The sequence below is a fragment of the Sorangium sp. So ce426 genome, from assembly GCF_051475585.1.
Taxonomy (GTDB): Bacteria; Myxococcota_A; Polyangia; order Polyangiales; family Polyangiaceae; genus Sorangium; species Sorangium cellulosum_B.
The window spans coordinates 12871152-12897661 of record NZ_CP150341.1 but is presented as its reverse complement, the minus strand read 5'-3'; the positions used below and the strand labels follow the sequence as shown (position 1 = coordinate 12897661).

The following is a 26510-nucleotide window of genomic DNA, read 5'->3' as shown; positions in this document are numbered from 1 at the left end:
CCTGCTGCCCGCCTGTCAGCTTGAGCGCGGAAGGTCGCCGCTGAACGAACGCTGTACCGCTATCCCCTACAACCGAGCGAGTCGGCCATCTTCGAGCAGCACCCAGGGGGCTGATGCCGAGTACGCCTCGACCCCGGCTACCGGCAAGCCCGCTCGGTGTGCGCCCCAGCGCCACGCTGGTAGAGCGTGGCGCCAAGGCCGTAGACGTCCGAGCGCTGGTCGGCGCCGTGCACCTGGCCGCGCGCCTGCTCGGGCGCCATGTACGCGGGCGTGCCCAGGAGCGCCCCGGCCTCGGTGAGGCTCTGCTCGACTTCGGCCTCGCAGGCGAGGCCGAAGTCGACGACCACCGGGTGGAAGCTCCCGTCCTCGACCGGCTCGATCAGCAGGTTCGAGGGCTTCAGATCGCGGTGCACGATGCCGAGCCTCTGCGCCTCGGCCACCGCGCGCATCGCCCGCACCTTTGCGGGCAGCGACATCTCGCTCGCCGCCTCGTCGAACCTCCGGCCACGCACGAGCTGCATCGCGATGCACGCTTTGCCCGCGACCTCGCCGACCTCGTAGACCTTGCAGCGCTCGGGTGGTCGATGCGCGCTTGGGCGCGGGCCTCTTGCAAGAGGCGCCCGCCGCGAAATCTCCCCCGAGGCCGACGCGGCGGGACCGCGCTCGAGGCCTCCGGTCGGGATTCTCGCGCAAGCCAGGAGCCTTTCGACAGTGCCCGGGTAGACAGGCCGCTGACACGACGTAGCCCTTGGAGCCATGGAGCACATCATGGACGCCGCTGCGGAGGAGCGGCTTCGACAATATATCGATGGCCTTGGCGAGATTCTCGGGCACCCCCAACGCCGCGAGGCATTCGCGCTCTACACCTTGGGGCTGTTCAGCGGCTTGGAGCGCAAGAGTGTCGAACCGGTGGCAAGCCCGAACCACACCGGCGGTCGCAGTGAAGATCTCGTGTCCTGGACACGCATTCATATACCTATATCTACCTGGGTGGAGCTTGGGGGGGGGCAGGTCACCGAGTAGAGTAATGGGTCACCGAGTGGAGGAGCGGGCCGTTGCTTAGCGCCTGATGCAGCAGCACCTCTTGCTGGGCCACCTGCAGCCATCGCCCGTCATGTGAGAGAAGCCGCGCGTGCCGCAGTAGTCATCACACTTTCCGGACCAAGCTATACCGCAGCTGCTCGGGTGAAAACAGTTATCGGCAACGTTGACAGTCTCCGCTTGGGGCGCGGCAAAGGCACTGGCGGCAAGGGCAAGGTCGTACCCACAGCGGTTCGCGGTCGGCACGGAGGACTGGGGCTCCATGGGCAGGGTGCCATCGACTGGAGAGGCAGCGTCGGCGCCGCAGCCAGACGCTACCGCGGCCAGGGCGAGGAGCAGGCAGGGAATGAATTCAACAATGAATTTGCGCATGTCACCTACTCCGTTATCTCCCCGGCCTCACTGGACCGGAACTTCTGTTTCTCATGCCCCAGAGCTGGCCGAAGTGCCAACTGCAAGAGAAAAGCTCGCAGGAGCTTCATGAGACTCTCGTCGCTCCACCCCCGTTGCATCAGCCCCACAACGACGGCGGCCTCGATGGATCTCTAAAGAGCTTTCTGGGCTCCACAAGCCCGACCCGCGACGACGACGCCCGGCTCGATCCGCGCGCGCACCTTCGCCACGTGGGTGGTGATCCGCGCTTGCCACGGCGGATCGAGGCCGACCTGCCGCTCCGCCCCGATCTGCACCCGAGGGGAGGCGAAAGGCGCCATCACCGAGGACGGTGCCGCGTCCAGGGCTTAGGAAGAAAAAAGCGACAACTTCCCATCCTCACCGCCCGGCGAGGTGCACGCGATCGCGGCGGGACGCGGGCATGCCTGCGCGGCGCGAGCCGACGGCACGGTGTGGTGCTGGGGCTGGAACCCGTACGGGCAGGTCGGTGACGGGACACGCGAGGACCGGCTCGTGGCCGTGGAGATCCTGGTGGCGTGAGATCGGGCCTTCCTGCTGCTCGCTCCGCGGGAAATCGCCCGTATCCTGTCGGCATGTACTGCCCCACGTGCGGCCGCTCGAACCCGGAGGCCCACGTCTCGTGCCTGGGCTGCGGCGCCCGGCTCCCCCGCGCCGCGAGCGCGCCCGTCGCGGCTCCCGTCACCGAGCCCCACGCCGCGAGCGCGCCGGCGGAGCGCTCCCTCGAGGAGCGGGTCGGGCGGCTCGAGCGCGAGGTCCAGGCGCTGCTCGAGCGGCGATCCGCGTCGATGCGCGACGAGCTCCGCTGCCCCGCGTGCGGCGCGAGGAAGATCCTCCACGCGCCCAAGGTCCTCGACGCGGACGCCAACGGGGGGAGCGTGCTCGCCATCGCGCAGCCGAGCGTCTGGAGGAGCCGGAGGGTCGGCAAGCTCGAGGCGTACATCTGCGCGGGCTGCATGCTGGTCGAGTGGCACGTGAAGGACATCGAGGGGCTCGACGAGCACGTGGACGTGTCGGTGCTCGATGGTGAGGCGCCGCGCCAGGGACCGTATCGTTGATCGATCGCGCCCGCCTCCACGTCGTTCCGCGACACGATGGCCGGGCCACCTCTCGCATCTTGCCGAGGCCTCCGAGGCGCTTCGGCACGCAACCATTACGAGCGTGCGATCTCAGCAGTACCCGCGGGCGCTGGTGACGTCCGAGAGGGTAATGGCGTCGCTGGAGGCGGCCGGCGCGCGCGAGGTGCGGCGCGATGCCGCCTCGTTGTTCCACACCTCGAACGCGGCCGTTCCAGATCGCCGCCTGGCGCCGTCCCGGAGTTGAGAATCCCGCGAAGATTCTTGCCCCACCTGTGCTGCATTGGTTGCAAGCTCGGTCGCGAATACGCGCCCAGCCTGAGCACCGCTCGTCGGCGCCCGAATCATGCCCGACTCCGGATCCGGTCCCAGGCAAGCAGCTCAGCTGCCCCCGCACAACCGGATACGGTGCCGGAACGCGAGTTCAACTGCCCCCGCACAACCGGATACGGTGCCGGAACGCAAGCTCAGCTGCCCCGGCACAACCGGATACGGTGCCGGAACGCAAGCTCAGCTACTCCCGCACGACCGGATCCGGGCCCAGGTAGGCAGCTCAGCTGCCCCGGCACAACCGGATACGGTCACCGGGAGGCTGCCCGCTGCCCCGCCACGACCGGATCCGGTCCCAGGCAGGCAGCTCAGCTGCCCCGCCACGACCGGATCCGACCTCGGGGAGGCTGCCCGCTGCCCCGAGGAGACCCCGATCCCTGGGATGGCGCGCGAGGCAGCGCTCCCGTGAGGGTGTCCGGCGGCCGCCGCGCACGGCGCGCGGCCGGACACCGGCGCTCCCTACTGCCCGCCAGGCACGCAGATCGCCGTCGCCGAGCCCGCGCCCATGCACGAGAAGCCCGCCGCGCAGTCGGTGTTCGCCGCGCAGGGGAAGGCGCACTTGCCCACGGCCGTGTTGCACTTGTGCGTGCCGCAGACCATGTCGTTCGAACACGGGAGAGCGAGCGGGCCCGGCTGCCCCGTCGTCGCCGGAGCGGTCGTGCCCGGCTGCTGGTACTGCCCGGGCTGCTGATACCCCGGCTGCTGGTACTGCCCAGGTTGCTGGTACTGCCCAGGCTGCTGGTATTGCCCGGGCTGCTGATACCCCGGCTGCTGGTACTGCCCGGGCTGCTGGTACCCCTGCTGCTGCTGGTTGTACGCGTTGTACTGCGGATCCGACGGATCCTCGGCGTCTCGGCCCCGGCTGCACGCGGAGGTCAGGAGCCCGAGGCCTCCGAGGGCAAGGACGACCGAGGCGGCCGAGCGCGCGCTGGTGAACCACATGGATCGCTTCATCAAGGTCTCCTCGAGGTGCGGGGCGCTCCCCGCGTGAGCGACGGGCCGGTGACGGCCCGCCGCTGAGATCTGAGCCCCGGCCCCCGGAGGAGGAGCCGCAGGCCCTTCGCCGGCGAGCGCCGCGTCGCGGGCCCGCTGGACAGGAGCGTACCCTCGGTCGGCGGCCGCGCGCCCCTCAAAAAGGACGCGCCACCGCGCGCTCACCGCGCCGCAGCATCCTTGCAGCAACGAAACCCTTGCTCGTAGCCGTAGTCCTCTTCCTTGTGGAACCCCACCGTGGGGCGGCAGCGGCCGCGCATGGGGCCCCACCAGCCGCCCTTCAGCCCGCTCCGCTCCGGCGACTTGCGGCCCGGCCGCACGACCCACTCGTTGATGTTGCCGTTGAGATCGTAGGCGCCGAACGGCGACACACACGCCGGCATCGAGCCCGCAGGCACGCGCTGATCGAGCCGCTCGAGCTCCGCCTTGCACTTGGGATGCCGCAGGCACCGCTCGTAGTGGTAGAGCGTCACCTCGCGCTGGCGAAAGGGCCGGTCGATGTTGCACTTGGTCGCGTCGCGGACGAAGCCGTACGTGTACGGGAGCATCTCCTCGCCCTCGCAGGCGAAGTTGAACTCGTCCTCCGAGCAGAGGCGCTTGCCGACGCCCTCGCACGCCTTGACGGCCTGGCGCCACGAGACGAGCAGCGCCGGGAGCTCGCCCTTCCTGTTGGGCCACTCGTAGCGGTCGACGCAGAAACGCATCGGCGCGCGCTTCTTCGAGAGGCACTCGCTCGGCCGCCTGTACTCGAGGCACCGCTCGCTGACGCTGGTCGGGCCCTCGGCCTCTTTGTAGGGCGTCGCCCGTCGCGCCTGATCCTTCTCGTACTCCTTGTGGTGCTTCAGGCAGATCTGGTCGACCACGGGGCAGTAGTCGCCCTCGACGAGGACCATGTCGTCCGGGCACCCCTCGGAGCTGCCGGGCAGCCCCGCGTCCGGCGCGCCGCCGTCGAGGGCCTCCGCCGCGGCGTCCGGCGAGCCGCCGTCGAGGGCTGCCGCCACGGCGTCCGGCGAGCCGCCGTCGAGGGCCGTCGCCACGGCGTACGTCATCGCTGCCCCAGCATCCGGCGGCTCCGCCGGGGTGTAGGCGAGCTCCGCCGCGGCGTCCGACGGCTCCGCCGGGGTGTAGGCGAGCTCCGCCGCGGCGCCCGATGGGTCTGCCACAGCGGCGTCGGGCGGCGCGGTCTCGGCATCCGCATCCGCAGCTCCGCCGGCGCGCTCGGGCCCTCCAGAGGCCACGGCGCCGGTCCCCGCGGGCGGCGCGGGCGGCGGGCTGTCGCAGGCGAGGATCGCGGCCGTGAGGCCGCAGAGGAAGGCGAGGCTGACCGCGCAGGGCCCGCGTGGAGCCCTGCGCCGTCGAGGTGGCGCGACGGGCGGCGCGGCGCGGCGAGAGCGCCGGCTCATCGGCCGGGGGCGGGGATGACCTTGAGCGGCACCCGGGTCCCGCCGCGATCCACCTCGATCTCGACCTCGCGGCCGGGCTCGAGATCGCCGAGCGCGAACATGAAGTCGTGGATGTTGGTGACGGCGTGGGCGCCGATGCGCACGATCACGTCCCCCGCCTGCATGCCAGCGCGCGAGGCCGGCGCGTCGGGGCGCACGCCCGTGAGCTTCACGCCGGGCCCCTGGTACGCGTAGTCCGGCATCGTGCCGAGCGACGCGCGGAAGCCGCCGCGCATGCTGCGGTGCGGGTCGGCGGGCGCGTCGGTGAAGGCGAGCCGCGCGTCGCGCCGCGACAGGGCGAGCGCCATCCGCGCCGCGAGCACGGAGCACCGCGAGACGCCCGCGACGTTGATCTTGTCCGCCGTGTCGCTCGGCCGGTGGTAGTCCTCGTGGACGCCCGTGAACAGGAAGGCGATCGGGACGCGCGACGCCGTGAACGACGCGTGATCGCTCGCGCCGAAGCCCTCGACGCCGAACTGGAGCGTGAGGCCGAGCCCGCGGGCGGCGTCGTCCACGATCGACCTCCAGTCGGGCGAGGTCCCCAGGCCGTCGACGAGGAGCTTGTCGTCCCGCATCCGGCCGACCATGTCGGCGTTGATCATGGCCACGACCGGCTTCATGCCCGCGAGCGGCGCCGGCGGGTGATCGACGAAGTGGCGCGAGCCGATGGTGCCGAGCTCCTCGGCGCCGAACGCGATGAACAGGAGGTTCCGGGCCGGCCGCTCGGGGAGCGAGGCGAACCGCCGCGCCACCTCCAGGAGCATCGCCGTCCCCGAGGCGTTGTCGTCGGCGCCCGGGTGGACCGCATGCACGCCGGGCGCGCGCGAGAACGACGTGCCCCCGTAGCCGAGGTGATCGTAGTGCGCGCCGACGACGACGTACTCACCGGCGTGCGGCGAGCCCTCCCGCGCCGGGAGCAGGCCGATCACGTTCGACGCCGGCGCCATGCGCGCGGTGACCTTGGTCGTGATCTCGACGGTGGTGCCGTCGAGCGGCTTCGGCGCGGCGGCCTTGGTCGCGGCCGGCTTCACGGCCGCAGGCTTCGCCGCGGCCGGCTTCGCGTCTGCCGGCTTCGCCGGGGCCGGCTTCGCGGGCGGCGCGAGCCCGGCCGCGGGGAAGAGCGCGCGGGCCGCGGAGCGCGTGATCACCACGGCCGGGATGCCCATGCTCGCCGCGTCGTCCGGCACCCGCGGGAGCTCGTCGCCCGCCGCGACCAGGATCACCCCCGCGGCCTTGTGCTCGCGGGCGGTGCGGAGCTTGTAGCGGACGCTGCCGAAGTCGCGGAGCGCGTCCGCCGGCCGCGGAGCATGATGATGAGGATCGGCGGTCGCAGCGCCGCCGTGCGGATTGGCAGGCGCAGCGCCGCCGTGCGGATTGGCAGGCGCAGCGCCGCCGTGCGGATTGGCAGGCGCAGCGCCGCCGTGCGGATTGGCAGGCGCAGCGCCACCGTGCGGACCCGCGGGCGCAGCGCCGCCGTGCGGATTGGCAGGCGCAGCGCCGCCGTGCGCGGCCTGCGCCGCTCCACCCGGGCGGCCCTCCAGCGTGGGCACGCCGTCGAGCACGATCGCGATCTTCCCCTCGATATCCCGGCCGGCGTAGTCGTCCCAGGAGAGCGCCGGCGCGGTCACTCCATGGCCGACGAGCACCGCGGCGCCCGACACCGTGCCGCTCGCGCTCCCGTCGGCCGTGACCAGCTTGCCGGCCTCGACGCTCTGCTTCCGGCCCGCGCGCTGCACCGCGAGCGCCGCGGGCGCCACGTCGGCGCCGACCCGCGCGTCGAACACCTGCCGGTACGCCTTCGCGTCGCTCCCCGGCCCGCCCAGCGGCGAGAGCTTGAGCTCCGCGAACCGGCGCGCGATGAACTCGGCCGCGAGATCGGCGCCGGGCTCGCCGGTCCCGCGCCCCGCGAGCTCGGGCGACGCGAGGTACGCGACGTCCGCCGCGATCCGCGCCTCCGCGGCGGGATCGACCTCCATCGAGGCCGGCGCGGCGGGCGCCGGCGCGGCAGGCTTCGCGGCCGGCGGCGCGTCAGGCTGGCGGGGCGGCGCGGCCGGCGGAGCGCACGCCGCGACAGCGGCGAGCAGGCCGGCGGCGAGGCCGCGGCGAAGACCCCATGCGCGGGGCGACAGCGGGGCCGCGGCGCGCCCGGCGCTCACCACGGCGACGCCTTCTGCGCCGCGCGGACCAGCTCGAGCGCGCGACGGCCGATGTACTCCTCCACGTCGGCGGGCGCGATGTGACGGTCCTTCGCGAAGTCGAACTCGCGCGGCTTGCCGTCGCCGAACGTCACCCGGACGATCGCGGACTCCCGCAGGAGCTCGAGGGAGAGGCTGAAATCACCGAGCGCGAGCCGGTGCTTGTCCTGCTCCTGCGTGAGCGCGATGGGCTGCCCCTTCTCCCGCAGCCTCTCGTGCGCGAACTTCAGCGACTCGGCCCCCAGCGACACGGCCGACTCCGCGGCCGCGAGCGCCTCGGCGACCCGCTTCTTGTGCCGCGCGAGCTCCTCCGCCTCGCGCTCCGCCTTCGATTTCACGGCTTCGATGAGCTCATCACGCCAGGTCGCCACAGTGCACCTCGGCGCGAACACTCTTCCGAAACGTGCGTTTTGTCCAGCCCGACACGCGCCGGTCACCCGACCACCCCGGCCAGCCCGAGGCGCGCCGGAGACGGAAATGGCCGCGCTGCCAGCACAAAAACAGGAAGCCCGGGAGCTCCGGAGAGGACGACCTCCCCTCGAGCGCTCCCGGGCTGCCTGCCCCTGGGTCGTGCGCCGCGGCTTCGTGCGCGCGCCGGCCGCGCCGGACCGCGCGCCGCTACGGCGTGTCGGCGCCCCCGGCCTTCGCCGGGGCGAACTTGCTCAGGTCCTCGGCCACGGTGGCCTTCGGGTTCATGAGCTCGTGGAACGCGCGCTTCGCGAGCGCGCCCGTCTCACCCTGCTCGTGCCGCAGGGCCATGAGCACGCCCTTCTCCTTCATGAACTTGAGCGTCTCGATCGCGCCCTTCTTCTTCGCGCCGTCGCCGCCCTTGGCCTCCTGGAAGAGCCGGTAGCGCAGCACGACGCGGGTCTCCGAGTGCGGGCCGTTGTCGTACTTCAGGTTGTCGAACTGGGCCTGGAGCCGCTGCCGCGCCCACTCCTGCGGCGCGTCGGCGACCTTCACCCGCGTGATCGCCTCGGCGTTCGCGACGTACCGGTAGAGGTTGCCGCGCTTGAAGTCCTCGTCCGACCAGTAGCCGAAGGCGCGGTAGTAGTGGTCCTTCAGGTCGTCCAGCGCGGACTTGTCGAAGTCGGCGTACATCGCGACCGTCCGCGCCGCGGTGTCGCTCGTGCCGCCGAGGATGAGCGCGAGCGCCGCGGCGTTCCGGACCTCGACGTCCTTGAGCTTCTCGAACAGCTGCCCCTGCACCGCCTCGTCGAAGCCGCCGATGCCGATGGCGCGCGCGATCGCCATGCGCACCCCGGGGTCGACGTCGGCCGTGAGGAGCGTGACGAGCTCGGCGGCCGCGCCGGGCACCGGCCGGAGCGCGAGCGACGACGCGTAGCAGGCGCCGATGAGCTGCTTGCGCGGCTCCTTCTTGCTCGCGAACTCCTTCGCCTTCTTCGCCACCTCGATCATCGCCTTGTCGTCGGCGCACCAGGCGATCGACTCGCAGGCGGCCTGGCGGGCCTCCTCGTGCCACAGCTCGTCCTCGATGAGCTTCGTCAGCTTCTCCACCGCGCGCGGATCGCCCCACTCGGCGAGCCCCTGCGACGCGCCGTAGGCGACCGCGCGGAGCGCCATCCCCAGCATCGAGAGCCCAGCGCCCTGGAGCCCGTCCTGGGTGATGTCCATCTTCGGATCCTTCTTCCGGCTGAACTGATCGAGGAGCTTCGGGTACGAGGGCTCGTCCTTCATGCGCCCGATGTACCGGAGCGCGCTCTGCGCGGTCTCGAAGGCCGTGGGGAACGGCGGCAGCTGCCCCTCCTTGGGGAGCGGATCCGTCGGGAAGGCCCAGTCGCGCATGTCCTTCAGGATCTTCTCGGAGCGGACCGTGGCGAGGAAGCGCAGGCCGTTCGCGTGCGGTTGCGGGCGATCCTTGAGCCACAGGATGACCGGGGCCTCGGCCGCGGCCTTGAGCTCGGCGGCCTTGTCCGCGTGGATCGTGGCGAGATCGGCGAGCATGCGGGCGCCGACGACGCGCGGCAGATCGGTGCGCGACAGGTGCCCGCCCTCGTCCGCCTCCCAGAACTTCTCGAGCTTGTAGAGCTTGAGCGGGTCGGCCAGCAGCCGCTCGCCGAGGAACTTGGCGGCGCGGATGTCGCCGACCTCGGCGAGCCGCGTCCCCGCCTCGCCCTGCCAGTGCAGCGGCGGCTTCTTGGCCTCGATCCACTTCACGAGCGGGTCGGCCGACCGCGGGTCGGCGAGCTCGCGCAGCATCTCCATGATCTGCTTCGTCTGGAACCAGGTCGTCTCCTCCGGGTCCTGCTTCACGCTCTCGAGGGCGAGCACGAGCCCCTCGCCGCCGATGCCGTCGCGCAGCGCCTCGAGGAAGCGCTGGCGGCTGGCCTTGTCGGCGTTCGCGAGGGCCTCGAGGAGCGGGGCGCGCGCCGTCTCGTCGCCGATCCGCCCGAGGCCGTTCGCGGCCTCGCGCGCGACCTCGACGTCCTTGTCCTTCACGAGCGTGATGAGCGCGCTCGTCCACTTGGGCTCGGCGTTGCGCGACAGGACCGTCGCGACCAGCTGCCGCACCGACGAGCTCTCGTCGGTCGCGAGCTTGGAGAGCTCCTCGAGCGACACGAGGCCGGCGAGCTTCTCGGGGTCGAAGGCGATGCCGCCGCCGAGCCGCTCGACCTTCGAGAGGAACCCCTTCCTGTACTGGTCCATCGCGTCCTTGAACGCGGCCGGCTCCTTGAGCTCGACGAGGGCCCAGACGAGCTGGGGCCTGTCGCTCTCGTCCGCGACCTTGAGCGCCTCGAGCAGCGCGTGCTTGGCGCCGTCGGCCTTGGGCGAGCCGTAGTACGCGAGCACCTGCGCGGCGACGCCCTTCACGCGGTGGTCCGGGAGCGCGAGCGCGTTCTGCGCGTGCGTGACGCCCTCGGGATCGTCGGCCCACGCGAGCTGCATGAGGGCCTCCTGCTGGAGCGACAGCTCGGAGCTCGCGGCGGCCCACTTGCGCCACAGGGGCAGCTGGTCCTTCTTGGGCAGGACGAAGATGTTCTTCTTCTCCTTGGAGACGGCGTCGACCGTCATCTTCTGGCTGTCCTGCTTGACGCCGAGCCAGATGGCGCCCGCGGCGCCGAGCGCGACGACGAGGCCGACCACGATCGACACGGGGCTGAACCGCCCGCGCTTGAAGTTGCCGTCGTCCGCGAAGCCGCCGCCGCCTGCGGGCGCCGGCGGGGCGCCGGGCAGATCGTTGTCATCGGGGGGCCACTTGGCCGCCTGCTTGGCCGGAAGGGACCCCGGCGGCGGGCGCCGTCCGCGCGGCCCCGCGGGATTCTCTCGTGAAAGATTCGGACGATCGAGCATGGTTCCTCCAGCGCGCGGGCGACGACGTGACCCGAACGGCGGTGGCATCGCGCGGCGTGCCGCGCTGCGCCCCCGACCCCTCCCGGTGGCGGCGGCGTCGCGCGGCGAGCCGCGCTGCGCCCCCGCCCCCGGGCCAGGCGGCAAAGCGCCCGGCCGGTCGAGGCGCCGGACCGTACCAGAGCCGCTCGGACGTAGGCCCAAAGATTTGCTATGAAGCCCAGGGCCCGTATGGCCGAACCCCAGCCCGATTCCGGCAAGATTCTCTATCCTGCAGTCGCGTTGCTCATCGCCCTGAGCGCGCTGTTTGGTCTTGTGATCCTGCCGCGCCTTGCGCCGGGGGCCTCGGGCATGGTCGGCGCGGAGGCCCCCGACGTGACGCTGCCGGTCGCCGCCAACGGCGAGCCCGGCGCGCGCATGCAGATCGCCGAGCTGAGGGGCCAGCCGGTGATCCTGGATTTCTGGGCGACGTGGTGCGGTCCCTGCGCGGTCCAGGCGCCGATCCTCGACCGGATCGCGCGCCGCTACGAGAAGAAGGGGCTCGTTGTGCTCGGCGTCAACGTGGACGACCCGCCCCAGGTGGCCAGCCAGTACGCGCTCAAGAAGGGCCTCTCGTATCCCATCCTGATCGACGACGCGAAGGAGGCCTCGGCCCACTACGGGGTGGACAAGCTGCCGAGCCTCGTGGTGATCGACAGGCAGGGGAAGGTCGCGGCCTACCTGACGGGCGTCGTCGACGAGGCGAGCCTCTCCGAGATCGTCGAGGCCGCCCTCTGATCTCGCGCGACGTGCCCCGCGCGCTCCACGTGCCTCTCTAGCTCGACGTGCCCCGCTCGCTCCACGTGCCTCCTCCTTCCCGTCCCTTGCACCTCGTGCTGGCGGCGCTCGCGGTCGCCGCGCCCGCCTGCTCCCGCGGCGACGCCGATCGCGGCCGCGACGCCGGCGCGCCGCCTCCGGCCAGCGCCTCCGCGCCGCCTCCGGGCCCGGCGGCCTCCGCCCCGGGGGCGCCGGCCCCTCGGGCCTCTGGCGAGCCCGGCGCGCCCGGTGCGGCCGGCGGCGACGCTGGCGCGCCCGGGGCGGTCGGGGATCCGATGGCGACCCACTACGAGGCGCGCGAGGATCTGGTGCGGCTCTTCTCGCTGAAGGAGCTCTCGGAGCGAGAGCGGAAGCTCAAGAACCCCGAGCTCTTCCTGGAGAAGAACTTCGGCGGCGGCTCCCCTGCCCGGCTCAACCAGGGCAACAAGGAGCTCGCGCGGCACACGCGCTCGAAGGAGCAGTGCCTGGAGGGCCTCCGGGGCGTCGTCCTCCAGACGGAGGAGCAGCGCGCCCGCTGCGGTGGCCACGAGAACATGGTGCCCGTGTACAGGCGCGGGAAGCCGGCGTCGGCCGCGTTCTGCATCGACGTCTTCGAGTTCCCCAACAAGCCGTGCGAGCTGCCGATGGTCTGGGCGAGCCCGACGCAGGCGGCGGCCGTATGCAGCCTGCAGGGCAAGCGCCTCTGCACCGAGGACGAGTGGAGCCTCGCGTGCCGCGGCGATCCCGAGGGCGGCAAGCCGAGGACGTACGCCTACGGCGACGCGCTCGATCTCGCCGTCTGCCACACGCAGACGCCGCACCGCGACATCGATGGCAAGCCGTGCGACGGCGACACAGCGCGCTCTGCCTACCAGACCTGCGCGACCGACACCGAGCCTGCGGGGTCCTTCCCCGCGTGCCGCTCGCGGTTCGGGGTGTTCGATCAGCACGGCAACGTGGCCGAGATCATGACCCGCCGCGACCGCGACGACGGCAAGCTGTACAGCCAGCTCAAGGGGAGCGCCTGGTTCTACGTCGAGGTCGCCCGCGAGCACGACGCCCCGAGGCCGAAGGGCCGCGAGACCTACCCCGATCACTGCGCCTACAGCCCGCGCTGGCACGTCGAGCCGATGGAGGACGCGTGGCACGCGAACTACCACCTTGGGCTCCGGTGCTGCAAGACGATCCGCTGACGCGCCCCGCCCGGCGCGCGGCTGGCTCGCGCCCGCGTCGACGGGTATCTTTGCCCCGCGATGCAAGCGCTGGCGCCTCGCGCAAGGATCTCCCGCGGCAACTCCGGTGAGGGCCGCTGGGAGATCGCGACGCGGCCCCCGGCGCCGCGCCTCCGCCCTTACATCCGCGACTACAGCGGCTACACGGAGGAGACGCCCGGGCCGCTGCGGCGGCGCGAGCTCCCTGCGCCGCAGGTCGTCGTGATCATCGAGTTCGGACCGCCGCTGCGCGTGTTCGACGCGGGGAGCGATCGCCGTCATTCCTCGCACCCCGGCGGCTTCGTCGCGGGCCTCGACGCCACCTTCACGATCACCGAGCACGACGGGTTCCAGCGCGGGCTCCAGGTGAACCTCACCCCCATCGGGGCGCGGCTCTTCTTCGGCGTGCCCATGGAGGAGCTGACCGGGCGCGTGATCTCGGCGCGCGATCTGCTGCCCAAAAAGCACGCCCGGCTGGCGGAGCGCCTCGAGGAGCTCCCGACCTGGGACGCGCGCTTCGACCTGATCGAGCGGGCGCTCGGCGAGCGCGTGGACGAGGCGCGGCTCGAGATCGGCGTGGTCTCGTGGGCGTTCCGCCGCATCGAGGAGCGCGGGGGCGCGGTCGACATGCGCGCCCTCGCGCGCGAGCTCGGCTACAGCCAGAAGCACGTGATCGGCCTGTTCCGCGAGCACGTCGGCGTCCCGCCCAAGCTCCTCGCGCGCCTCGTTCGCTTCGACCGGCTGGTGCGGCACCTCAAGACGGGCGCCACGGGGACGTGGGCGGAGCTCGCCCAGCGGTTCGGCTACTACGACCAGGCGCACCTCGCGCGGGACGTGAAGCAATTCAGCGGGACGACCCCGACCCGGACGCGCGCGGCGCTGATCGACGTCGCCGGCATGAGCCCCTGAGCCCTCGTCGCGGCGGGTGAATTTGCGGTGGCGAACCGTCGCGTTCGTCGGGATTTCGGTGGAGCGTGACGACGGATCGCAGCCCCTCGGAAGGCATGGATCCAACCCGGGCCCAGCCGGCGCGCGGGATCGTGCGCCGGCGTGGAGGGCTCGCCTGAGCGGCCGGGAGCGCACGGCAACGCCGCCCGGCCGCCTCGGCGGAGGCCCTCTACCCGCCTTCCGGAGCGTCGTGTGTAGCTTCGAGCGCGGCGGCGGCCCGGTCCTCCGCCACGCTGATGCGCTTGATGCAGGCGTTGGTCTCGCGCCTGGCCGCTTCGATGACCTTGCTCTCCTCCGGGATCTTCGAGACGGCGCGGCCGCCGGTGCCCCTGAAGGTCGCGCCGGTGCGGTGCAAGCACTCCCGGGTCTCGCACCGGCAGATGTCGTCACGGATGCGCAGCGCCAGGGCGACGCCCCGCTCCACCACGGGCTCCGTGGATGGCGCGGAGGACGTCGCCGCGAGCACCGTCGCTTCGGCCTCGCCGGCCGGGCGAGGCCGGGGCGCCGCCGCCGGTGGACCGAAAGACACAGTTACCGTCTTCGGTGGCCGAAAATCACCACCCCGCCCGGCGAGGGCCAGGATCAAGGCCACTGCAGCGCCCACGCCCACGCCCGTGATCATCCACCTTCGCGTCATGGTCGTCTCCTAGAGCGACAAACGGGTTGAAACTGCCTGAAGAGCGCAGAATTTCGAACCGCCAAGTCGCCAAGGACGCCAAGAACGGAGAAATATCTTGGTGTCTTGGCGGTTCATTTCTCGCTCGATCAACGTGATCGGTGTCCTAGGGCTTGCAGCTGCTCTTGATATCGAAGTACCCGGCGAGGTAGGCCCGCGCGGGGCTCTTCCAGAACCGATCCAGCGTGACCTCGGCGTTGGGCATCACATGGTTTTTCGCCGGATCGAGGCCCACCGTGCAGACGTCTGCCTCGATGGACCCGATGTTTCCCCACGTCTGGAAATCACCTTTATCGGCGAAGTTGTAGAAGGAGTTGCTCTGGGCGGCGTGGCAACCACGGCAGTACGGCGCGACGACCGCCGAGTAGATCTTCTCGTCCGCCTTGTTCCCTGTCCAACCGGGCGGGATGAAGGCGCTATTCTGGACCGTGCCCACCGTGCTCACGCTGCCGGCGGCGTACCAGCCGTTGATGAGCTCCTGGGTCGCCGCGGTGGGCCCGGCCTGGAGGACGAGCTTGTTCAGCTTGCGGAACTTCTCCTCCTGAGCGGCGCGCGTGAAGCCCGACGCGGTCGAGAACTCGAAGGCGGAGAGGTCGAACGGCAAGAACCGCGCGCCCCCCCCGTCCACGCTGTCGTTCAACGCATCGTATCTGGCGCCGCCGTGGCAAACGATGCAGTTTTGGGGGATACCCTTGTTGTAGCCCTTGGAGTCGAGCTGCGCATCAGGCGCGAGCAGGTAATTCGGGCCCGGGCCATAAACGGCGAACCGCACGCTGTCATCCGCCGTGATCGGCGGGATGTACCACATGGCGACCGTGGCAAACGCGCCGCTGTGGACGCCCGAATATAACCCGCTCACCGTGTTGGCGAGGCTGTCGATCGGGTCTGCTCCGAAGACGTTCACGTTGTCGTTCACATCGTCGTCGTAGTTGCTCACGAAGCAGGCTACGCCGGTATTCGGGTGTGTCGGGTTTGTCGGGTATGGATTATACGATTTGCAGTTCATCTCCCGGCCGACGCCGAGATCGCCCGCGTTGTAGTAGACGGCCGACACCTCATCCGAGCCCGCGGCTCCGAACCCGAACCGGGTCTTGAAGGCGGTGAGGGAGACCGGCGCGTCTATCTCGTCGTAGTATTCCGCCGTGTGTTCCGGGGAGCCGACCCCGTTCTCTTCAATGTGCGAGAGGTACGCCGGCGTGTCCTCGAGGTCGGTCGGCGTCTTCGAAGCGTTGACCAGCACGGCCTGTGTCCAGTTGCTCTTGCACTCTTCCCCTACGGCAATCCAGTTCTCGTCCTCCTCGGTGGTCAGCTGGCGCATACCTACCGTCTGATAGCAATCCAGCCGGTCCTGATCGAAGGTCGCAAAGGCGCTGCCTATATCGTCGACGACGCGGAAGCGCAGGAGGCCGCCTTCGGGCCAGCGGGCGCTCTCCGTAGAGGTCGGCGAGCTCGGCACGGGGGTCGCGTTGACTGACCACTCGTACCACTCACCGAAACCCTGATCCGTGGGGGTCGAAGCGCTGGTGGTGGTTTCGAGCGTCACCCAGTTCTCGTAGTCAGGATCGTTCTCATCGTCAGGATCGGCCAGCACCTGGACACGGATCGTTTCGCTGCCAGCATTGAACTTGCCTGCGAAGTTGATGGTCGTGCCGGCGGGTACACCAAGGAAGACATCACCATTCTCGGGACCGTCCACGCACGCCACGGATGCGGTGCAAAGCGCCGCCAGGAGAACGGAACGCGTGAGGAAGGCAGATCTGCATATCAGCTTCATGGACACCTCTTGTTCTGGCTCGTGCACACGTTTGCTTTTCGGCCTGGGTTCCAGGCGCAGACGGCAGGGGGGTTCCGGCGCGCTGCTCATGAGGAAGATGAGGAGAGGCGGGCGCGCCGGCTCACGCCATCGCCGGTCCGGAAGCTCGATACCGCTGGGCCCGCTCGGAGCGGTCAGTGCACGCCCTGTGCCAGGCGCAGAGGTTGCTCGATGTCTCGATTCCGTCGCGTTCCACGCGCCGGGCAAGGATCCATTCGCCGTGAAATGCGGCTCATTTCTTCGTGACGTGTCACGGGCCGCGACCGTGACATGTCACGGGGTTGCAGCGTGACATGTCACGGGGTTGCAGCGTGACATGTCACGGGGTTGCAGCGTGACATGTCACGGGGTTGCAGCGTGACATGTCACGGTCGCAGCGTGACATGAGCCACGGGTGAACCGCGCATCATGCCCGGTATCCCCGGGCGAGCGCGCGCCAATGGCCTCGCAGGCACGGCGAGGAAGCCCTGTGCGAGTTCGCTGGCGGGTAGGCGGGCGGCGCTCGCGTGGGAAAGCTGCGCGCGCCGTTCGCGGAGGAAAGGAATCTTCTCATCGAACGTAGACCGGTCTGAGCAGCGCAGTCGCGCGGAAGGCGCCGGCGCCCAGCGCTACCAGGCGCTGTGGCGTCGCCCGGAGGGCCGCGCAGGCGCGCTCAAGGTGAACGTCCTCGTTCGTTCAAGGAGATCTCGACATGACACGGATGAAGCTTCTCGGGTTTCTGATGGCTGGTCTCGCGCTCGTGGCTTGCGGCGATGATGAGGGTGCTGGTGATGGAGGTAGCGAGAGCGACATCGAAGGCAAACAGCTCAGCACGCTGACGGCCGAGGAGGCCGACGGCCTGTGCGACGACCTCCGCGGGCAGGCCAAGACGATCTCGAAGGAGGACGCGTGCGAGGCCGCGGGGGTGCTTGCCTCTTTGTTCGGAACGGAGTGTGAGACCACCAGGCAGGAATGCATCAGCGATCCGGAGGAGCCCGGGGAGACGGACGACCTCGAAGCGTGCGGAGCGTCCCAGTTCACCGGCTGCACCGCCACGGTCGCGGAGGTCAGGGCCTGCGTGGACGCCATGGTAGGCACCCTCAAGGCGCTCACGTGCGAATCGACGATCACTGACCTCGCGGAGAAGCCGGCGGCGTGCGCCGCGATCGAGGAGAAGTGCCCGGGGGCCCTGGACGGAGGGGGAGAGGAAGACGAGAGCGAGGGCTGACACGCCTGAGCGCGGCGCCCGCCCCGCCGCGCGGCACGGTCTCGCCGGCACGAGCCCGCGGCGGGGCAAGCGTCTCCGTGAACGCCGCGGGGACACCAGGGCTGGACCCGGCCGGAGAGCGCCTCGACCGCGCGCGGCACGGCTCACGGCGAGGCCGCTCTCTAGGACGGGCCGAGCTCTCGCTGGGCGATGTCTCGTTTCTTCTGCTCTTGCCCGCGCCCGACGCAGCGCGCGACGCCGGAGGCTCGCGCCTGCCGCGCGAGCGCAGGAATCTGCACGCTCTCTGCAGGCGCGCCGAGGGCGGGCGCGGGTATCATCGAGGCGAACGGGGTGCCTGCGGGTCCTGAACGGCCACGAACGCACCCTCTCTATCCGGGAGAGCTCGAATGAGACGGATGACGATTGTCGGGGTCCTGGCGGCTGGGCTCGCGCTCATGGCGTGCGGCGACGGTGGGGACGCTGGGGACGATGGGGAGGATGGGGACGAGACCGCGATCGCCCTCGATGAGAACCAGCGGATCGGCGAGCTGACGGCCAGAGAGGCCGGGCAGGTGTGCGACGATCTCGCCGAGCCGATGAAGCTCGCGAAAGTGGACCAGTGCGATCTCGTCGGACTGCTCTTCTCCCCCGAGGAAGGGGAATGCGTGCTCGCCTGGAGAAAGTGCCTCGCCACCGCAGGTGAACCTCTGACGTCGAGCAGGTGCAACACGTCCGAGTTCAAGTGGTGCACCGCCACGGTCGCGGAGGTCAAGGCCTGCATGATCGCCGCGACCGAAGCCATGAAGGCGCTCTCGTGCGGGTCCGACATCGACCTCTTGCAGTCTCCTGTCGACCTCTTGCAGTCCCCTGAGGAGTGCGCGGGCGTCAGCGAGAAGTGCCCGTGGCTCCTCAAAGACGTCGTGGGCTTCTGAGGTCGCCGCTCGCCCCGCTCACCGGCCGCTCTCGATCTGGCTGCACGCCCGGCGTCAGCCGCGTCGCTGCGTCGCCGCGTCCCGGGTGCGATAGGTGCCGCTGTCCGGAAGACCGGCCGCCACGATCCACTCGGGGAGCGCGGAGCTGGCAAGGTAAAATCTTTACAATACCTGCGGCGTCGCGCTCCCCAGGGTAGGCCTCGAAGGAGCGAACACCATGTCGAGCGGCTCTCCCACGAATCTGCCCCCTGCGTTCCGCCTGAACCAGATGATCATGAGCCTCTGGGTGCCGCAGGTCATTCACGCGGCCGCGGAGCTCGGCGTCGCGGACGTCCTCGCCGGGGGACCGCTTCCGAGCAGCGCGGTCGCGACGCGGCTCGGCACGCACCCCGACGCGACGGAGCGCCTGCTCCGGGCGCTCGTCACGCTCGATCTGCTCGCCCCGAGCGGGGAGCGGTTCGAGCTCACCGAGATGGGGCGATGCCTGGAGACGAGCTCCCCGAGCTCGCGGCGCGCGTGGTCTCGTCTGATGGGCGGGCCGGGCGTCTGGCGGGCCTGGGGCCGCTTGACCGACTGCATCCGCACCGGCCGGATGGCGTGGGGCGCCGCGGACGCCGCCGCGTCGTCCGGGACCGAGCACTTCGATGAGATGGCGCGCGACCCGGCCGCCGCCGTGATCTTCCACCAGGCCATGGTGGAGCTCACCCGCGGGGTCGCGCCAGGCATCGTCGGGGCGATCGACTTCCGCGGCGTGCGCCGCGTGATCGACGTGGGCGGCGGCTACGGCGCCCTGCTCTGCGCGATCCTGGAGGCTCACGCCGGCGTGGAAGGGGTCGTCTTCGATCTCGATCACGCGCGCGAAGGGGCGCTCCAGCTGTTCGCATCGCGCGGCGTGGGCGCCCGCGCGTCCTTCGTCGCGGGGAGCTGCTTCGACATTGCGCCTCCGGCCGCCGACCTCTACGTGCTCAAGAGCGTGCTCCACGACTGGGATGACGCCCGGAGCTTGAAGCTCCTGGGCAAGTGCCGCGAGGTGATGGACGATTCGGCGCGCCTCCTCGTCGTCGAGGCGCCCGCCCCTGCCGGCCCCTGCCAGCGCGGCAACACGGCCCTTGACTGGGTCCTCACGTTCAGCGACATCAACATGCTCGTGAACACCGGGGGACGCGAGCGCACCGAGGCCGAGTACCGCGCGCTGCTCGATGCCGCGGGCCTCTGCGTGAAAGGCGTGCGAGAGACGCCGAGCTTCTACCGGGTTCTCGAGGCGGCGCGGGCTTGAGCCCCGTCACGGCAGCGACCCATCCACTTTGCCGAGGCTGCCGCGCACGCGGCTGTTCGAGCCGAGCGCGAACACGGCCATCTCCCGCCCCCACGCCGCGACAGCCTCTTCCCTGGCCCAGCCAGGCGCCCTCGACCCGAGGCGCAGACGCGTGGGCGCTCCGGCGCATCGACGAGCGCGGGGCGCGTGTATCGTCGGGGCGACGGGGCGCCTGCGGGTCCTGAACGGCCACCAGCGCACCTTCCTCGTCAAGGAGAGCTCGAATGAGATGGATGACGCTTCTCGGGGTCCTGGCGGCTGGGCTCGCGCTCGCGGCGTGCGGCGACGATGGGGGCGAGACCGCGGTCGCCCTCGACGAGAGCCGGCAGCTCGGCGAGCTGACGGCCGAAGAGGCCAGTCAGGTGTGCGACGATCTCAGAGAGCCGATGAAGCTCTCGAAGATAGACCAGTGCGATCTCATCGGACTGCTCAACGCCACCGGGATAGAGGAATGCGTGAACATCTGGCGGCAGTGCCTCCTCTCTGGAAGTGAACCTCTGACGTCGACCAGGTGCTTCACGTACGACTTCGAGGGGTGCACCATCACTGTCGCGGAGGCCAAGACCTGCCTGATCGCCATGGCCGGCACCCTCAAGGAGCTCTCGTGCGGGTCCAGCCTCGACCTCTTGCAGCCTCCTGCGGAGTGCGTGGGCGTCCGCGCGTTCTGCCCGTCGATCCTCGAAAACGGCGAAGGCTTCTGAGGTCGCCCCTCGCCCGCTTATCGACCGCCCGGCCGCCCTCGAACTGGCTGCACAGCCGGCGTCCGCCGCGTCACCGCATCCCCTCGCGCCCATGCCTTCGATCGCCGAGCGCGAGCGTAAAGCTGTCGCCGCCCTCGCATCCCACATCGGAGCACCTGCCACGGCCCGCGCCCGGACCCGCGCAGGCCGAGCATCCTGGACCTTGACAAGTGACCATTTGGTAACATATCAAGGGGGTGACGGACGACGATCGCGTCTTCAAGGCGCTGGCCGATCCCACCCGGCGCTCCCTCCTCGACCGGCTCTTCGCGCGTGACGGCCTCACGCTCACGGAGCTCGAGTCCGAGCTCGAGATGTCGAGGTTCGGCGTGATGAAGCACCTCCGGGTGCTCGAAGCCGCGGGGCTCGTCGTCACGGTTCGATCGGGCCGGAAGAAGCTCCACTACCTGAACCCGGTCCCCATTCGCCAGATCCACGACCGCTGGATCGACAAGTACACCGAGGGGCGCATTTCGGCGCTCGTTGATCTGAAGAAACACCTGGAGAAGAACAATGACGACGAAGAGTGAGAAGCCGGTCCACATCTACCGAGTCCACATCAAAGCGACGCCCGAGGCCGTCTGGGATGCGATCACGAAGCCCGAGTGGATCGAGAGGTACGGTTACTGCGCCCGCGCGGAGTACGATCTGCGCCCCGGCGGCAAATACCAGGCGTTCGCGAGCGCGGAGATGGCCCAGCACGGCGGCCCCAACGTGATCATCGATGGAGAGGTCATCGAGGCCGATCCCCCGCGAAAGCTCGTTCAGACGTGGCGCATCCTCTGGGATCCCGAGATGAAGGAGGAGGGCTTCAGGCGACTTACCTGGGAGATCGAGGTGAGCCCCTACGGCATCACGTCGCTGACCGTGACCCACGAGGTCGGCGACGCGCCCAAGACAGCCGCCATCACCTCGGGCGCGATCAAGGAAGCCGGCGGTGGCTGGAGCTATATCCTGAGCGATCTGAAGACGCTGCTCGAGACAGGCAAGACGCTGTCGGCGGCTTGAACGCGCTGCGCCGCGCGTCCGGACGGCCGATGGCGCCGTCCGAACGCGTCACCTTTCGCGGGCCCAGCGCCAGAGCTCGCGGAGGGTCGGCGTCGCTCCCTGGGAGAGGACGCCTGTCCGGAAGATCCTTGCAGCCACCCAGATGAAGAGCAGCACGGTCGCGCCGGTGCCGCCGATGGCGACGAGGATCTGCCAGAGCGGCGGCTCGGAGACGAGGACCCGGACGAACATCACCATCGGGGCGTAGATCGGGATCATCGAGAGCACGACGGCGAGCGTCGAGCCGGGGTGACCGGCGATGACCACGAGGAAGAACGGCGGCGCGGAGAGCGCCATCGAGATCGGGCTCATCAGCTGCTGCGCGGCCTTCTCGGAGCTCGCGGCCGCGCCGCCGACGGCATAGACAGCCACGTTCACGAGATATCCCAGCAGAAAGAACACGACGAAGTACACGGCGACCATGGGGCGAAGCAGGGTCTCGGCGTCGAGGAGGCGCGGCCCTCCCAGCGCGGCTGTCGCGACACCCGCGACAGCCGCCATCCCGAGCCACACGAGGATCTGCGTGAGGCCGGCGGCGGCGAGGCCGAGGATCCTCCCGGACAGGAGCTCGAACGGGGTCACCGAGGAGAGGAGGATCTCCATGATCCGGTCCGACTTCTCCTGCACGATGCGGCGCAAGATCTCGCGACCATTCAAGAGGACCGCGACGAAGAGCAGGCCGCCGAAGCCGAAGGCGACGAGCAGGTCGAGGTCGCCGCCGGAGCCCCCGGGGCCGCTCGAGGAGAGGGGCGCCGAGTCGAACGCAGGAGGCGACAGGAGGCCCTCGATCTCGGCGGCGTCGCGGCCGCGCGCCGTCCACCGCGCCACGGCGACGCCGCGCGCCACCACCGCCGCGGCGTGCTCGACGGCATCGAGGTCAGCCCCCTTCGCGTACAGCGCGCCCCGCGCGCCGGGGTCCTCGAGCATCTCGGGCGGGAGCACCACGACGCCGTCCACGCCATGCCCTCCCGTCGTGGCGCCCGCCCTCGCGCCGTCGAGCAGCGCCGCGACGGCCGCGGTCGTGGCGGCGGCGTCCCCGGGGGCCACGTAGGTGAGCCGCAGCCGGGCGGCCCTCGGGAGCACGGCGCTGCCCATCGCGGCGCCGAGCGACCTCGCGGAGGACCGCGCCGACGCTTCCTCGGCGAGGCCCGCGGAGGCGGCCTCCACGACCCCGCGGAGCTGGCCTGTCCCGTCGACCACGACGACCGAGCGATCGCCGGCGCCGACGGCGACGAGGAGCGCAGGGAGCAGGCCCACCGCCGCGAAGAGGACCGGCAGGAGGAGCGTCGTGAGGACGAAGGACGCTGTCTTCACCGAGGCGACGTACTCACGCTTCAGCACGACGAGGATGCGGCTCACGACGCCTCCAGCGCCGCGCCGCGGGCAGCGCGCGGCCTGGGGGCGAGCGGCGGCGGGGCGCCCTCGCCGACGACGCGAGAGAAGATCTCGCCGAGCGACGGCGACGAGACCTCGAACCGCCGCACCCGGACGCGCGAGAGCGCCGCCGAGAGCGCCCGCTGCGCGTCGCCGGCGTCGCGCAGCACGAGCTCCGCCGCGCCCGGCTCGATCCGCGCGCTCACCACGCCGTCGACGCCGAGGAGGAAGGTCCCGTCGCCGTCGAACTCGATCCGCGCCGTGTTGCCGGCGAACGACGCCTTCACCTCGCCGACGGGCCCCGAAAGGACGACGCGCCCCCGATCGACGACGACGACGTGGTCGGCCAGGCTCTCGGCGAGCGGCATGACGTGGGTCGAGAGCAAGAGGGTCTTTCCGGCGGCGCGGAGCTCCCCGAAGAGCCGCTTCACGAGCACGGCGTTGACGGGATCGAGGCCCGACATCGGCTCGTCGAGGACGAGGATCTCCGGGTCGTGGACGAGCGCGCCGCAGAGCTGCACCTTCTGCTGGTTGCCCTTCGACAGCGTCTCGATCCGCGCGCGCGCGACGTGCCCGAGCTCGAGCGACCGGAGGAGCCGCGCGGCGCTCTCGCGCGCGCGGCGCGGGCGGACGCCCTTCAGCTCGCCGAGGAAGGCCAGGTGCTCGGCGACCTCCATCTGCTTGTACAGGCCTCGCTCCTCCGGGAGGTACCCGACGCGATCGCGGATCACGACGCTGTCGCTCCTGCCCCCGAGCACCTCGACCGCGCCCTCGTCGGGGCGGAGGATGCCCGTCACGAGGCGCATCGTCGTCGTCTTCCCGGCGCCGTTCCGGCCGAGGAGGGCGGTGGCGCCGCCGCGCCGCACCTCGAACGACACGGCGTCGACGGCCCGGCGCGACGCGAAGACCTTCGTCGCCCCGCGGAGCGAGATCGCGGGCGTCACCGGCGCTCCGGGGCCGAGGCGCTCGCGGCCCGGTCGCCGTGCGCGGCGCGGCGATAACACACCTCGCGCAGCGCAACGCGCTTGAACTCGTCCGCGTCGGCGAAGCCGGCGGAGCGCAGCGCGCCCGCCGGATCGGGCGGCACGGGCGCGCCCAGGCATCGCTCGAAATACCACCGGATCAGGTCGCCTTCGGCCATCCCGGCGTCGGAGAAGGCGGGGTTCGACAGGCCGAGCTCGGCGAGGCGCCGCTGCTTGTCGCGGGCCCGGGAGAGCAGCTCCGCGTACTCGCCGGAGACCGAGAGGTGGTCGCGGACGTGGCCTTGCGCCACCTCGTCGACCGCCTTCTCGACCCAGCCGATGAGCGCCTCGTCGCGGAGCAGCCGCGTCAGCTCGCCCCAGCCGACGCTGAACCGACCCATCCACGCCTTCACGTCGTCCGGCTCGTAGAGCCGCCGCTCGCGGCGGAAGGCGTCGGACGCCCGCTCCAGCGCGGCGTTGTCGACGGTGAGGCCGCGCCGCTCGGCCTCCTGCAGCGCGAGGTACCGGAGCATGGCCCCGCGCTTCGCCCGGCCGTACGCCGCCGCGTCGAGGCGGAGCTCGTCCAGGATGCCGTCGAGGGCCACTGTCTCGTACGGCGACGGGTCGCCGGCGGTCGGGCGCTCCGCGGCGACCATCTCGCCGGCGGCCTGCTCGGCGCGGCACCAGAACTCGGTGACCTCGAACCTGTACGTGACGGTCTTCAGCGAGAAGCCCGCCTCGGCGCGCGCGCGGAGGTGCCGGAGCAGCGCGATCGCGTCGTCGCGCTTCTGGTTGACGCGCCCCTTCGGGAGGAAGTCGCGCAGCGACGCGAGCTCGCTCTGCGGGACGCCGTGGCGGGACGCGGCGTCGAGGATCACGGGATAGACGCGGTCGGGATAGTAAAGAGACTTTGCGACCGCCGTGAGCGCGTCGCGCGTGGCGGAGGTGATCACGCCCGCGGCCGCCGCGGCGTCGAACGTCCCGCGGATGTTGACCATCGCCTCGGAGCCGGCGCGAAAGCCGCTGTCCGCGGGGCCGTGGACGACGGCCACCTCGTCGTCGTCCTCGATGAGGCCGTCGCGGTACGCCTCGAAGATGGCGCCCACGCCTTCCATGCCGAAGGCGGAGAGCTCGGCGGCGCGCAGCGCCCCCATGCTGGAGCTCCCGAAGACGTGGATGCCCTGCGCCATCGCGAAGAGAATTTCCTTGTGCCAGACCGCCGGGACCCGCTCGAAATAGCCGTCGATGATCGCGATGGCGCTCGGGCGCTTGGCGCATGCCCGGTAGACGTCGCCCTGCGAGACCGGCGGCAGATAGAGGGCGTCGAGCTCCGCCCGCGCGGCCTCGAGCGAGAGGGTCGGACCGACAAAGACGATGAGGCTCATGCGATCTCCTTCGGGCTCGCCGCGCTCCCGCTCCGGCGCTCGAGCGCGCGGCGGAACCGGCGGCCAGGGATGTAGTTGGGGAACGAGTGGATCCCTTCGAGCCCGGGGATCACGATCTTGACGACGGGGATGCCGAACTCCGGCTTCGTGAGATCGAAGGCGACGACGCTGTCGATCCCGACCGCGCGCAGCCGCTCGAGCTGCCAGGCGACGTCGTCCTCGAACGTGTCGCCCGCGAACGTCGGCCCCGCGGAGAACGGGCGCTCTCCGCGCGCCGTCAGCAGCCGGCGGACGTGCCGGACCTGATCGGGGCTCCGGTGGCGGTCGTACTCGGCGCGGAGGAGGTCGTCGCGCGCGCCCGAGATGACCGTGAGCCGGGTCTGCGCGGCCTCGGTGAGGGCGCGGAGCAGCGCGACGGCGCGCGACGGATGGCAGCCTTGCCCGCCGGAGCCGTGGAGCGCACGGACGGCGTCCTCCGTCCGCTCGGCGATCAGGCACTCGTACGAGGGGATACCGACGTCGGAGGTGGTCTCCCACGCGCCGACGGCGACCCCGGCGGCCGAGAATCTCGCGAGCACCTCGCGGCAGCCGGGATCATCGATGCTGTCGAGATCGAGCCGCCTCGCGTCCCGCTCCTCGTCGGTGAGGGCCCCCCACACGGCCGTGGCGTCGCGCTCGACCACCTCGCAGATACCGTAGCTCACCGCCTCGAGGAGCCCGTTCCCCGACGAGAGCCCGTTGGTCGAGCAGCAGAAGATACCCGGGTTGACGCGGCCCGCCGCGGTGGCGTTGACGTGCACGAGCTCGTAGGGGACCCACACCGGGGCGCCGCGCATGAGGTCGTAGCCCTCGGCCCACAGGAGCGGGGTGTCCTCGTCGAACGGCACGCTCGAGGTCCGCGGCAGCGCGGAGACGTCGGCTATCGCGTGGGAGCGCCGGATGTCGCGAGAGGAGCCGAGGAGCAGCGGCCGGACGATGTTCTCGCCGTGATAGGCCTCGATCGATTCCATCAGCCCCGAGACCTTCGCCGCCGCGAGCGTCAGCCCCTTTCCCTGGCTGACCGAGAGAGAGCGCGAGTTGGGGCGGCACACGACGACGACCGGTATCCCGATCGCGTCGAGCCCCGTGACGTTGGCGACCCGCGTGATCCCCATCGCCGGCATGAAGCCCTTGATCCGATCCAGGGTCTCCTCGGGCGAGGCCGCGCGGTGGGTGCCGTTCATGAAGCGCTTCTTCTCGGGGCCCGAGAGCCCCGGCATGGGCGGAAGCTTGGTCTGAGTCTCCACGATGCTTCTCCTTCGCTCGGCGCCCGTGGCGGGCGCGGATCGA

At 70.9% G+C, this 26510-nt stretch carries 25 protein-coding genes; 12 read left to right on the top strand and 13 right to left on the bottom strand.

Annotated features, from left to right (window positions below):
* Nucleotides 1-137 precede the first annotated feature (137 nt).
* Nucleotides 138-521: a protein kinase domain-containing protein gene (locus tag WMF44_RS48535; protein WP_437296847.1), complete on the bottom strand. Its 384-nt coding sequence runs from the start codon at nucleotides 519-521 to the stop codon at nucleotides 138-140.
* Nucleotides 522-756: 235 nt separating this feature from the next.
* On the opposite strand from WMF44_RS48535, the gene WMF44_RS48530 reads away from it, so the two are divergent.
* On the top strand, nucleotides 757-1023 hold the full coding sequence (locus tag WMF44_RS48530; protein ID WP_437296846.1) for a hypothetical protein: 267 nt from the start codon (nucleotides 757-759) through the stop codon (nucleotides 1021-1023).
* Nucleotides 1024-1586: 563 nt separating this feature from the next.
* Here WMF44_RS48530 and WMF44_RS48525 read toward each other — a convergent pair.
* Entirely contained in the window at nucleotides 1587-1754 is a 168-nt protein-coding gene (locus WMF44_RS48525; RefSeq protein WP_437296845.1) for a hypothetical protein, read from the bottom strand.
* A 73-nt stretch (nucleotides 1755-1827) separates the two neighbouring features.
* Between WMF44_RS48525 and WMF44_RS48520 the strand changes: the two genes are divergently transcribed.
* Nucleotides 1828-1974 (top strand): hypothetical protein, encoded by a 147-nt coding sequence (locus tag WMF44_RS48520; RefSeq protein ID WP_437296844.1) that lies wholly within the window; start codon nucleotides 1828-1830, stop codon nucleotides 1972-1974.
* A 53-nt stretch (nucleotides 1975-2027) separates the two neighbouring features.
* Nucleotides 2028-2510 carry a hypothetical protein gene (locus tag WMF44_RS48515; protein WP_437296843.1) on the top strand — a complete coding sequence of 161 codons (483 nt, stop codon included), beginning with the start codon at nucleotides 2028-2030 and terminating at the stop codon, nucleotides 2508-2510.
* A gap of 807 nt (nucleotides 2511-3317) precedes the next feature.
* On the opposite strand, the gene WMF44_RS48510 is transcribed toward WMF44_RS48515, so the two are convergent.
* The 5 genes from WMF44_RS48510 to WMF44_RS48490 all read right to left on the bottom strand — a co-directional run bounded on the left by WMF44_RS48510 (nucleotide 3318) and on the right by WMF44_RS48490 (nucleotide 10800).
* Nucleotides 3318-3812, bottom strand: coding sequence for a hypothetical protein (locus WMF44_RS48510; RefSeq protein WP_437296842.1), 495 nt, complete (start codon nucleotides 3810-3812; stop codon nucleotides 3318-3320).
* Between the two features lie 200 nt (nucleotides 3813-4012).
* A complete protein-coding gene (locus WMF44_RS48505; RefSeq protein WP_437296841.1) occupies nucleotides 4013-5254 on the bottom strand; it encodes an SUMF1/EgtB/PvdO family nonheme iron enzyme in 1242 nt (413 codons plus the stop codon).
* Complete coding sequence (locus WMF44_RS48500) at nucleotides 5251-7452, bottom strand: M20/M25/M40 family metallo-hydrolase (protein WP_437296840.1); 2202 nt, start codon at nucleotides 7450-7452, stop codon at nucleotides 5251-5253. Before WMF44_RS48500 ends, WMF44_RS48505 begins: the two co-directional genes overlap by 4 nt.
* Nucleotides 7446-7826: a hypothetical protein gene (locus WMF44_RS48495; RefSeq protein ID WP_437296839.1), complete on the bottom strand. Its 381-nt coding sequence runs from the start codon at nucleotides 7824-7826 to the stop codon at nucleotides 7446-7448. The genes WMF44_RS48500 and WMF44_RS48495 overlap by 7 nt, the downstream gene beginning before the upstream one ends.
* 280 nt (nucleotides 7827-8106) lie before the next feature.
* On the bottom strand, nucleotides 8107-10800 hold the full coding sequence (locus tag WMF44_RS48490) for a HEAT repeat domain-containing protein (RefSeq protein WP_437296838.1): 2694 nt from the start codon (nucleotides 10798-10800) through the stop codon (nucleotides 8107-8109).
* 228 nt (nucleotides 10801-11028) lie between these two features.
* Here WMF44_RS48490 and WMF44_RS48485 point away from each other — a divergent pair, with 228 nt between their 5' ends.
* From WMF44_RS48485 to WMF44_RS48475, 3 genes are all read left to right on the top strand, one after another.
* Nucleotides 11029-11574 carry a TlpA family protein disulfide reductase gene (locus WMF44_RS48485; protein WP_437296837.1) on the top strand — a complete coding sequence of 182 codons (546 nt, stop codon included), beginning with the start codon at nucleotides 11029-11031 and terminating at the stop codon, nucleotides 11572-11574.
* Between the two features lie 95 nt (nucleotides 11575-11669).
* On the top strand, nucleotides 11670-12785 hold the full coding sequence (locus WMF44_RS48480; protein ID WP_437301695.1) for an SUMF1/EgtB/PvdO family nonheme iron enzyme: 1116 nt from the start codon (nucleotides 11670-11672) through the stop codon (nucleotides 12783-12785).
* Nucleotides 12786-12845: 60 nt separating this feature from the next.
* Complete coding sequence (locus WMF44_RS48475) at nucleotides 12846-13712, top strand: helix-turn-helix domain-containing protein (protein WP_437296836.1); 867 nt, start codon at nucleotides 12846-12848, stop codon at nucleotides 13710-13712.
* Between the two features lie 208 nt (nucleotides 13713-13920).
* Here WMF44_RS48475 and WMF44_RS48470 read toward each other — a convergent pair whose 3' ends face one another.
* Entirely contained in the window at nucleotides 13921-14388 is a 468-nt protein-coding gene (locus WMF44_RS48470; RefSeq protein ID WP_437296835.1) for a hypothetical protein, read from the bottom strand.
* Between the two features lie 145 nt (nucleotides 14389-14533).
* On the bottom strand, nucleotides 14534-16201 hold the full coding sequence (locus WMF44_RS48465) for a hypothetical protein (protein ID WP_437296834.1): 1668 nt from the start codon (nucleotides 16199-16201) through the stop codon (nucleotides 14534-14536).
* 730 nt (nucleotides 16202-16931) lie between these two features.
* Here WMF44_RS48465 and WMF44_RS48460 point away from each other — a divergent pair.
* From WMF44_RS48460 to WMF44_RS48435, 6 genes are all read left to right on the top strand, one after another.
* A complete protein-coding gene (locus WMF44_RS48460) occupies nucleotides 16932-17447 on the top strand; it encodes a hypothetical protein (RefSeq protein ID WP_437296833.1) in 516 nt (171 codons plus the stop codon).
* Between the two features lie 395 nt (nucleotides 17448-17842).
* The gene (locus tag WMF44_RS48455) at nucleotides 17843-18358 is read left to right on the top strand and encodes a hypothetical protein (protein ID WP_437296832.1); all 516 of its coding nucleotides are present in this window, start codon (nucleotides 17843-17845) and stop codon (nucleotides 18356-18358) included.
* A gap of 217 nt (nucleotides 18359-18575) precedes the next feature.
* Nucleotides 18576-19634, top strand: coding sequence for a methyltransferase (locus WMF44_RS48450; protein ID WP_437296831.1), 1059 nt, complete (start codon nucleotides 18576-18578; stop codon nucleotides 19632-19634).
* 272 nt (nucleotides 19635-19906) lie between these two features.
* A complete protein-coding gene (locus WMF44_RS48445) occupies nucleotides 19907-20374 on the top strand; it encodes a hypothetical protein (RefSeq protein WP_437296830.1) in 468 nt (155 codons plus the stop codon).
* A gap of 236 nt (nucleotides 20375-20610) precedes the next feature.
* Nucleotides 20611-20943 carry an ArsR/SmtB family transcription factor gene (locus tag WMF44_RS48440; protein WP_437296829.1) on the top strand — a complete coding sequence of 111 codons (333 nt, stop codon included), beginning with the start codon at nucleotides 20611-20613 and terminating at the stop codon, nucleotides 20941-20943.
* Nucleotides 20927-21421: an SRPBCC family protein gene (locus WMF44_RS48435; RefSeq protein WP_437296828.1), complete on the top strand. Its 495-nt coding sequence runs from the start codon at nucleotides 20927-20929 to the stop codon at nucleotides 21419-21421. The genes WMF44_RS48440 and WMF44_RS48435 overlap by 17 nt, the downstream gene beginning before the upstream one ends.
* 48 nt (nucleotides 21422-21469) lie before the next feature.
* Here WMF44_RS48435 and WMF44_RS48430 read toward each other — a convergent pair whose 3' ends face one another.
* From WMF44_RS48430 to WMF44_RS48415, 4 genes are read right to left on the bottom strand one after another with little or no spacing between them, the layout of a single operon-like run.
* A complete protein-coding gene (locus tag WMF44_RS48430; protein ID WP_437296827.1) occupies nucleotides 21470-22819 on the bottom strand; it encodes an ABC transporter permease in 1350 nt (449 codons plus the stop codon).
* Nucleotides 22816-23778 (bottom strand): ABC transporter ATP-binding protein, encoded by a 963-nt coding sequence (locus WMF44_RS48425; RefSeq protein WP_437296826.1) that lies wholly within the window; start codon nucleotides 23776-23778, stop codon nucleotides 22816-22818. Before WMF44_RS48425 ends, WMF44_RS48430 begins: the two co-directional genes overlap by 4 nt.
* The gene (locus tag WMF44_RS48420; RefSeq protein ID WP_437296825.1) at nucleotides 23775-25181 is read right to left on the bottom strand and encodes a TfuA-like protein; all 1407 of its coding nucleotides are present in this window, start codon (nucleotides 25179-25181) and stop codon (nucleotides 23775-23777) included. Before WMF44_RS48420 ends, WMF44_RS48425 begins: the two co-directional genes overlap by 4 nt.
* Nucleotides 25178-26467: a YcaO-like family protein gene (locus tag WMF44_RS48415; RefSeq protein ID WP_437296824.1), complete on the bottom strand. Its 1290-nt coding sequence runs from the start codon at nucleotides 26465-26467 to the stop codon at nucleotides 25178-25180. Before WMF44_RS48415 ends, WMF44_RS48420 begins: the two co-directional genes overlap by 4 nt.
* Nucleotides 26468-26510: the final 43 nt, after the last annotated feature.

Coding starts and splice junctions, on each gene's coding strand:
- WMF44_RS48535 (WP_437296847.1), bottom strand. CDS start 521: ATGCAGCTCGTGCGTGGCCGGAGGTTCGACGAGGCGGCGAGCGAGATG.
- WMF44_RS48530 (WP_437296846.1), top strand. CDS start 757: ATGGAGCACATCATGGACGCCGCTGCGGAGGAGCGGCTTCGACAATAT.
- WMF44_RS48525 (WP_437296845.1), bottom strand. CDS start 1,754: ATGGCGCCTTTCGCCTCCCCTCGGGTGCAGATCGGGGCGGAGCGGCAG.
- WMF44_RS48515 (WP_437296843.1), top strand. CDS start 2,028: ATGTACTGCCCCACGTGCGGCCGCTCGAACCCGGAGGCCCACGTCTCG.
- WMF44_RS48510 (WP_437296842.1), bottom strand. CDS start 3,812: ATGAAGCGATCCATGTGGTTCACCAGCGCGCGCTCGGCCGCCTCGGTC.
- WMF44_RS48505 (WP_437296841.1), bottom strand. CDS start 5,254: ATGAGCCGGCGCTCTCGCCGCGCCGCGCCGCCCGTCGCGCCACCTCGA.
- WMF44_RS48490 (WP_437296838.1), bottom strand. CDS start 10,800: ATGCTCGATCGTCCGAATCTTTCACGAGAGAATCCCGCGGGGCCGCGC.
- WMF44_RS48485 (WP_437296837.1), top strand. CDS start 11,029: ATGGCCGAACCCCAGCCCGATTCCGGCAAGATTCTCTATCCTGCAGTC.
- WMF44_RS48475 (WP_437296836.1), top strand. CDS start 12,846: ATGCAAGCGCTGGCGCCTCGCGCAAGGATCTCCCGCGGCAACTCCGGT.
- WMF44_RS48470 (WP_437296835.1), bottom strand. CDS start 14,388: ATGACGCGAAGGTGGATGATCACGGGCGTGGGCGTGGGCGCTGCAGTG.
- WMF44_RS48465 (WP_437296834.1), bottom strand. CDS start 16,201: ATGAAGCTGATATGCAGATCTGCCTTCCTCACGCGTTCCGTTCTCCTG.
- WMF44_RS48460 (WP_437296833.1), top strand. CDS start 16,932: ATGACACGGATGAAGCTTCTCGGGTTTCTGATGGCTGGTCTCGCGCTC.
- WMF44_RS48455 (WP_437296832.1), top strand. CDS start 17,843: ATGACGATTGTCGGGGTCCTGGCGGCTGGGCTCGCGCTCATGGCGTGC.
- WMF44_RS48450 (WP_437296831.1), top strand. CDS start 18,576: ATGTCGAGCGGCTCTCCCACGAATCTGCCCCCTGCGTTCCGCCTGAAC.
- WMF44_RS48445 (WP_437296830.1), top strand. CDS start 19,907: ATGACGCTTCTCGGGGTCCTGGCGGCTGGGCTCGCGCTCGCGGCGTGC.
- WMF44_RS48435 (WP_437296828.1), top strand. CDS start 20,927: ATGACGACGAAGAGTGAGAAGCCGGTCCACATCTACCGAGTCCACATC.
- WMF44_RS48420 (WP_437296825.1), bottom strand. CDS start 25,181: ATGAGCCTCATCGTCTTTGTCGGTCCGACCCTCTCGCTCGAGGCCGCG.